We start from the raw sequence: 216 nt of genomic DNA on the forward strand, positions 1-216 counted from the left end.
GCTACTTCACACCCCACATTTGCAAAGGTTTAGTTGAGCGCAATATCTATGGCGTGATTGGCTATCGTCGCCCCAATCATAAAGATGGCTTCTTCTATAAGCGCGAGTATGAATATGATGCGCAAGCGGATGTGTATCGTTGCCCGAATGGTCAGTTACTGGCGTACTCCACTACGAATAGACTTGGCTACCGCGAATACAAATCGGATGCCAAAC

The 216-nt window shown here is 47.2% G+C and carries 1 pseudogene; it reads left to right on the plus strand.

Annotation, left to right across the window (positions count from 1 at the left end):
- A pseudogene (locus H8K52_RS22180) lies at window positions 1-216 on the plus strand (IS5/IS1182 family transposase); the annotation flags it as partial.

Origin of the sequence: Affinundibacterium seohonense (genome assembly GCF_014284305.1) — a bacterium.
GTDB classification, from domain to species: domain Bacteria; phylum Pseudomonadota; class Gammaproteobacteria; order Burkholderiales; family Burkholderiaceae_D; genus Undibacterium; species Undibacterium seohonense.